General features: G+C 48.1%; 4 protein-coding genes. 1 reads left to right on the forward strand and 3 read right to left on the reverse strand.

Going from position 1 to position 6,513, the window contains the following annotated elements; translation table 11 throughout:
• Positions 1–14: 14 nt before the first annotated feature.
• From V4C51_RS07360 to V4C51_RS07370, 3 genes are all read right to left on the reverse strand, one after another.
• The gene (locus V4C51_RS07360; RefSeq protein WP_330925498.1) at positions 15–1,103 is read right to left on the reverse strand and encodes a microcin C ABC transporter permease YejB; all 1,089 of its coding nucleotides are present in this window, start codon (positions 1,101–1,103) and stop codon (positions 15–17) included.
• Positions 1,100–3,040, reverse strand: a complete 1,941-nt coding sequence (locus V4C51_RS07365; protein ID WP_330925499.1) for an extracellular solute-binding protein — start codon at positions 3,038–3,040, stop codon at positions 1,100–1,102. Before V4C51_RS07365 ends, V4C51_RS07360 begins: the two co-directional genes overlap by 4 nt.
• Before the next feature lie 421 nt (positions 3,041–3,461).
• Positions 3,462–5,279 (reverse strand): extracellular solute-binding protein, encoded by a 1,818-nt coding sequence (locus V4C51_RS07370; protein ID WP_330925500.1) that lies wholly within the window; start codon positions 5,277–5,279, stop codon positions 3,462–3,464.
• A 370-nt stretch (positions 5,280–5,649) separates the two neighbouring features.
• Here V4C51_RS07370 and V4C51_RS07375 point away from each other — a divergent pair, with 370 nt between their 5' ends.
• Complete coding sequence (locus V4C51_RS07375) at positions 5,650–6,402, forward strand: C2H2-type zinc finger protein (RefSeq protein WP_330925501.1); 753 nt, start codon at positions 5,650–5,652, stop codon at positions 6,400–6,402.
• Positions 6,403–6,513 lie beyond the last annotated feature (111 nt).

The following is a 6,513-nucleotide window of genomic DNA, read 5'->3' on the forward strand; positions in this document are numbered from 1 at the left end:
CAGTTGCCACTGAGTTAATTTCTGGTCTCAAAATCAATCCGGGGATCGACCAGTACATAGGTTAAATCGCCAGCAAGTTTTACCAGCATGCCGATAACGGTGAAAATAAACAGGGAACCAAAGACTACCGGATAATCGCGGTTAATGGCGGATTCGTAACCCAAAAGCCCTAACCCGTCAAGGGAAAAGATAATTTCAATCAGTAGCGCATTGGTAAATAAGATCCCAATCAGCGCCGCCGGGAAACCGGAAATCACCACTAACATCGCATTGCGGAAAATATGCCCATAAAGTACCCGGTTTTCGGGTAAGCCTTTCGCTCTGGCAGCCTGGACGTACTGGCGGTGAATTTCATCCAGGAATGAATTTTTGGTCAGCAATGTCAGTGTCGCAAAGCCACTGATGACCAGACAAAAGATGGGCAGTACCATATGCCAGAGATAGTCGACGATTTTTCCCGCCAGTGACAACTGGGCAAAGTTATCGGATGTGAGACCACGTAGAGGAAAAATATTCCAGTAACTGCCTCCGGCGAGCAGGACAATAAGGAGAATTGCCAGCAGAAAGCTCGGAATGGCATAACCTGTTGTGATAATGGTACTGGACCAAATATCGAACCGACTGCCGTGTTTGACGGCTTTGCGAATGCCTAAGGGAATGGAGATCAAGTAGACCAGCAGCGTGCTCCATAACCCCAGAGAAATAGAGACGGGGAGTTTTTCTTTGATAAGGTCAACCACTTTAGCGTCCCGAAAAAAGGAATCGCCGAAATCAAAGTGAAGGTAGTTAACAATCATCAGCCAGAAGCGTTCATGGGCAGGTTTATCAAAACCATAAAGCTTTTCAATGTCTTTAATCAGTTCGGGGTTCAGCCCTCGCCGACCACGATAGTCGCTGGATTCATCCATGGACATTTGTTGTACTTCCGAATAACTGGAGCCGCCAATACGGCCCGTGGCACTGGTGTCAAAGCCTTCCAGCTTGGCAATCATCTGTTCAACCGGACCGCCAGGCGCAGCCTGAATAATGACAAAGTTAATTAACAAAATACCGAACAGTGTGGGTATCATCAGGAGCAGGCGACGGAAAATATAACTGCTCATAGTTGGCTCCTGCGACGCCTGATAAAGACAAGAGTAATTATGGCCAGACCAGCGAGGGGAATAGCAATCAGCAACACGTAATAATTCTTGCTGCCCCCAGGTTCAGGCGCTCTACCAAGCGATGTGCTTTGAGGGTCAATCCACCAGGTGTCTATATCCAGTTGATATAAAGGTGGGGTGTTTTCGGGACGCTTTAACTGATGCCAGTATACAATCCGGGATTCGGGCAGGTACCAGTGAGGCACCAGAAAGTATCCCCACAGTAGTACCCGGTCGAGAGCCCGTGTTGCGATAGTCAGTTTTTCACGGGTGTCAGCGCTGATGATGGTTTCAATCAGTTGATCAATGGCGGGTGACTGAATGCCCATGAGGTTTCGGCTCCCGGGTATTGCCGCGGCCTCGCTGCCCCAGAAATCACGCTGTTCATTGCCAGGATTACTGGACTGTGGGAAGACGGCAGGCACCATATCGAAGTCAAACTTGCGAAGACGATTGATATATTGGGAAATATCAACGGAGCGTGGTGTCAGGGTGATACCTATTTGCTCCAGATTTTTTTTGAACGGTAATATAACGCGTTCCATGGACGGTTCAAAAAACAGTAGCTCAAAGGTTAACGGTTCGTTTTTAGCATTGACGAGCTTGCCATTTTTCAATGACCAGCCAGCCTGTTTCAGCAAGCGGAGGGCTTCACTTAATTGTTTTCGGTTTCGACCCGAGCCGTCAGTGACAGGGAGGGAAAAAGGCTGCGAAAACAGACCGGGCGGCAGTTGTTCCTTGAACGGAGACAGTAGTGCCAGTTCTTCTTCTGAGGGTAGTTCCGTTGCAGCAAAGTCAGAGTTGGAGAAGTAGCTGTTAGCACGATGGTATCCGCCATAAAATAAATTGCGGTTTAACCACTCAAAGTCCAGGGCATAGGTGATGGCCTGACGCACCCTTATATCTGAGAACAGGGGAGCCCGCAGATTGAAGACAAAGCCCTGAATCCCTTTTGGGGACAGGGTTTTGATGGCCTCTTTTGTTAATAAACCTGCCCCAGCGGCAGGTGTGTCGTAGGCCTGCGCCCAATTTTTCGCAACATTTTCAAAGCGAAGGTCATAGGCACCGGTTTTCAGTGCTTCAATGGCGACCTGTTCGTCACGGTAATAATCAAAACGGCGCAGATCAGCATTATAGCGTCCTTTGTTGACAGGCAGGTCTTTGCCCCAATAGTTTTTTACCCGCTCGTACAGTATTGATTTCCCGGCCTCAACGGAAGCGATACGATAGGGGCCAGAGCCAAGGGGAAAGGTAAGACTGGCTTGTTCAAAATCGTTTTCCGGTTTTTCCCAGAAGTGGGCGGGTAACACCGGAAGTTCTGAAAGAATCAGTGGCAATTCACGGTTGCTATTGGCTTTAAAGAGAAATTGCACACTGTGTTCTGAGAGGACGTTGACTTGTTTGACGTCATTGTAATAGGTCCGATAAAAAGGCGAGCCTTTCATTGTCAGTAATGAAAATGTGTATTGGACATCCCGGGCTGTGATGGGATGCCCATCATGAAAGCGGGCTGCGGGGTTCAGATGGAAGGTGATACTTGTGTTATCAGAGGGGCGTTCGTAAGATTTGGCAATCAAAGGATAGTGTGAGAAGGGTTCGTCCTGGCTACGGGTCATCAGTGTGTCGTAGATCAGTTGTATGCCTGAAGCGACTGTGCCTTTTTCAATGTAAGGGTTGAGGCTATCGAAGGTGCCCCTGGCGGCCATGGTTATGCTGCCCCCTTTGGGAGCCTCGGGGTTAACATAATCAAAATGGGTAAAATCTTTTTTGTACTTTGGTTCTCCACGTATTGTTAATGCTGTTTGAGGTTGGGCATTTGCCTGGGAGAAGAAGAGCAGGACAAAAAAGCAAATAATAACCTGATAAGGCCGGAGCCAGTCATAACGGTGTAGAACCATAAAAAACTCTGAAGATGTGAGTAAGTACGTTGCGCTTCACTATAGACCTTGTTGTGCTTTTTCTATTGAAGGCTTGCGCATATTTTTCTAAGTTTCTTCTAAATCACTACTATACAGGGAGTATTGGTATCTTGACAATGCATTGACATCCTCCCCTGGCTAATTGAGGCTGTCGCGAAAATCTGAAATACGCCCCGCCCCGTCATCCTGTACAGGGAATGTACAGGAACCACATTTTCCATGATCAACCCAAGCCCGGATATTCCTGATCGCCCCCTTATTTTGCTTGTCCCTGGCGCCTTTAGCCGTTTGGCGTTAATACACTCAGTGGTCATTCCCGCTGGGACCGGAATGACGGCAGCAGAAGGAGGCCGCCGCGCTTTCTGAATTTTATGCTCGAAAGCATAAGTCCGACAAGCTCTTAGGGTTTAAACCACCATGTCATGATATCCAGCGCATAAGGGGCTGGATTTTCAGGGTGTTGGAGTGTTTGCTTATGAATAACGGGCCATTCGGGAAGATACCAGAGGGGGAGGGTATATTGCTCCCACAATAACACACGATCCAACGCCCGGACGCTGGCTTTAAGCTCCTCGTAGTTTTTGGCATCGGCCACTTTTTGTGCCAGGTCATCCACTGCCGGCATATGGCTTCCTGCCAGATTACGGGTGCCGTGTTGGTTGGCGGTCGAGGACCCCCAGAAGCTGGCTTGCTCTGTGCCGGGACTTGGTGTGTGGGGAAAAGTGTGCATGATAATATCGAAGTCCTGATTACGCAGGCGCTCTATATATTGCGCCGGATCAACGCTTCGAATGTTCAACTTTACGCCAAGACGTGCCAGACCGTCCTGGAAGAACAGCATGGTTTTTTCATGGTCTGGCTGCATGACCAGTGCTTCGAGTACTAAGGGAGTGCCATCTTTCACCTGTTGGTTATGCTGCAATTTGAAACCTGCTGCCTTGAGTAAGTCGAGTCCTTTTTTCAGCTTGCTTCGCTCGTCGATGGACTCACTGCCAGGAGGCTGGTATGGCTCGGTAAACAGCGCCGCAGGGAGTGAGGCTTTCCAAGGGGAAAGCAGGGCCAGTTCCCCGGCAGAAGGCAGGCCGCTGGATGCCAGGGGCGTACCGGAGAAAAAGCTGGTGGCACGATGGTATATATCGTGAAACTGGTTGTGGTTGATGGCCTTAAAATTAAAGGCATAGCCAAGGGCCTCACGCACACGTTTATCTTGCAGCAGAGGCTTGCGCGTATTGTAGGTAATCATCAGGGATTGTGGGTTGCTATTTTTTATTGTTTCGCGGGCCATTTTATTTTTTGTCAATACGCTGTCTTGAATCTGGTCATACCAGATGCGGGGATCACTGACGACCTTGATATCGCAATCTCCAGCGATCAATGCCTCAATTGCGACGGTGCTATCACGGTAATAGTCATAACGTAGCTGGTTAAAATTATTCCGCCCGGCATTTACCGGCAGGTTTGCGGCCCAGTAGTTTTTGACACGCTCATAGGTAACAGACCGCCCCGCATCAAACTTGGCCACTTTATACGGACCACTGCCCACGGGAATCTGCAGCCCTGGGGACGAAAAGTCCTTATCTTTCCAGAAATGTTCCGGTATGACAGGCATTTGTCCAAGGATTAAAGGCAGCTCACGAATGTTTGGGTTGTTAAACCAGAATACCACCCGGTAAGGGTCTGTTACTTCAACACTTTTTACTTCACGGTAGAAGCTTTTATAGAAGGCTGAGCCCTTTTCACGCAGAATCATAAAGGAGAATTTAACATCGTTGGCAGTGACAGGCTTGCCATCATGAAACCGGGCTTTTTTATTGATGTTGTAGGCCACCCAGCGGTTGTCAGGGGCGCGCTCAATAGATTCTGCGATAAGACCATATTTAGTGAGGGTTTCATCCCATGAGCGGGCAAGCAAGCTGGCATAGAGCAAGTCGCTGCCTGCCGCCGCCGTGCCTCGGTCTATATACGGATTGAATGTGTCAAAGGTACCAATGGCAGCCTGTTTGAGCTCTCCCCCTTTTGGGGCGTCGGGGTTGGTGTAATTAAAATGGGTAAACGAAGCGGGATATTTTGGCGCACCGTAAAGGCTAATGGCATGGACAGGCTTGACGACCTTGGCGCCTGATTGTGTTTTGGTGCCTGACTGTTTTGTTGTGTCTGCTGCCACCGTTGTGGACAGAACAAACATGAACGAAAGAACCACAGAAATGACCGTTGTCATTGTGTGCCCTCATTTATTAAAGGGGAGGTAGAAACGTCTCAGGGCATTTTAGCAAATCCAGCGAGATGTTGTTCATGATCTTTTGTGAACAGTACAAAACAGACAGCTTTTATTGCTGGTTGCAGCTCACAAAAGGTTATAAACAGCGGTTGAGAACCCTCACTGTACGGTATAGCTAGTGTGGTTTATCAAGAGCGTGCTCAATGGATGATGACAGGAGGTAATGGCAATTCCTCAGAGAATCTTTCTTTAAAGCCTATTTCAGACTAGCTTTAGGTTTATATTCACCGTTGTTTACAACACAGGGGCGATGGTTTTGAAGTGACGATGGTGGGGATTTTGATGGTGGGGATTATAAAGAGGAGTGGCGATGCCTTATTACTGTGATGTATGCAAGATTACTTTCGAGTTTCGAAGTTATTATTTTGAGCATATGAAAAGCCATGCGGGAGAAAAATGTTACAAATGCCGTATCTGTGATAGTTTTTTTTCGAAAACGTCTACCCGCACGGAACACGAGCTTACTCACTCTTCAGAAAAGCCCCATAAATGCGGCACCTGTGGTAAGTCTTTTGCGCAGAGTCGTTATCTCAGGCAACACGAGAAACAGCATAATGAGGAAAAACTGTTTCAATGCTCTGTCTGTAATAAATGCTTTAATCAAGCCAGAGTACTCAGGCAGCACCAGAAGATCCACGAAGGGAAGAAATTTGATTGTTTAACCTGTGGTAAATCCTTTTTAACGGCCAGGGGGCTTCGCGATCATTTAAAGACTAAGAAGCATTCCAGTGATAAGTCTTGCCAGTTAGCGGTGCGCGTAGAGCATGACCCGCTTGCGGGGCCGGTTACCTGTATGACACATACCCTGACGACCTCAACGAACAATATTGTCTCCACCGTAGCCAGAATAAGCTCCACCCAAGGCGCCGCTACTGTTGAAATAAGTGAGTCCCCCCATGCAATAACAACGGTTGTGCACGATCAAAGCGGGACCGAATCATTCGTTGAGAGTAAAATGGGAACTCGATTAAATTTTAATATGGGCACCGGAGATATGTCACAAGATGAGGGTGATGGACGGGAGCTGTTTGATTTTAGTATGTTGCTTCCACCGGATGTATAATAAAATTCTGGCCGCACTTTCTCGCACTTTCTCGCACTTTCTGGATTTTAGGCCGAAATTGTCTTAAGTCCGACAGGCTCCTAGGAGCCTGACCGAGAATAGCGCCCGTAG

It is taken from the genome of Candidatus Sororendozoicomonas aggregata (genome assembly GCF_031528575.1).
Lineage (GTDB): Bacteria > Pseudomonadota > Gammaproteobacteria > Pseudomonadales > Endozoicomonadaceae > Endonucleibacter > Endonucleibacter aggregata.

Excerpts from the sequence above, each read along its gene's own strand:
- V4C51_RS07360 (WP_330925498.1), bottom strand. The coding sequence starts at position 1,103 with ATGAGCAGTTATATTTTCCGTCGCCTGCTCCTGATGATACCCACACTG.
- V4C51_RS07365 (WP_330925499.1), bottom strand. The coding sequence starts at position 3,040 with ATGGTTCTACACCGTTATGACTGGCTCCGGCCTTATCAGGTTATTATT.
- V4C51_RS07370 (WP_330925500.1), bottom strand. The coding sequence starts at position 5,279 with ATGACAACGGTCATTTCTGTGGTTCTTTCGTTCATGTTTGTTCTGTCC.
- V4C51_RS07375 (WP_330925501.1), top strand. The coding sequence starts at position 5,650 with ATGCCTTATTACTGTGATGTATGCAAGATTACTTTCGAGTTTCGAAGT.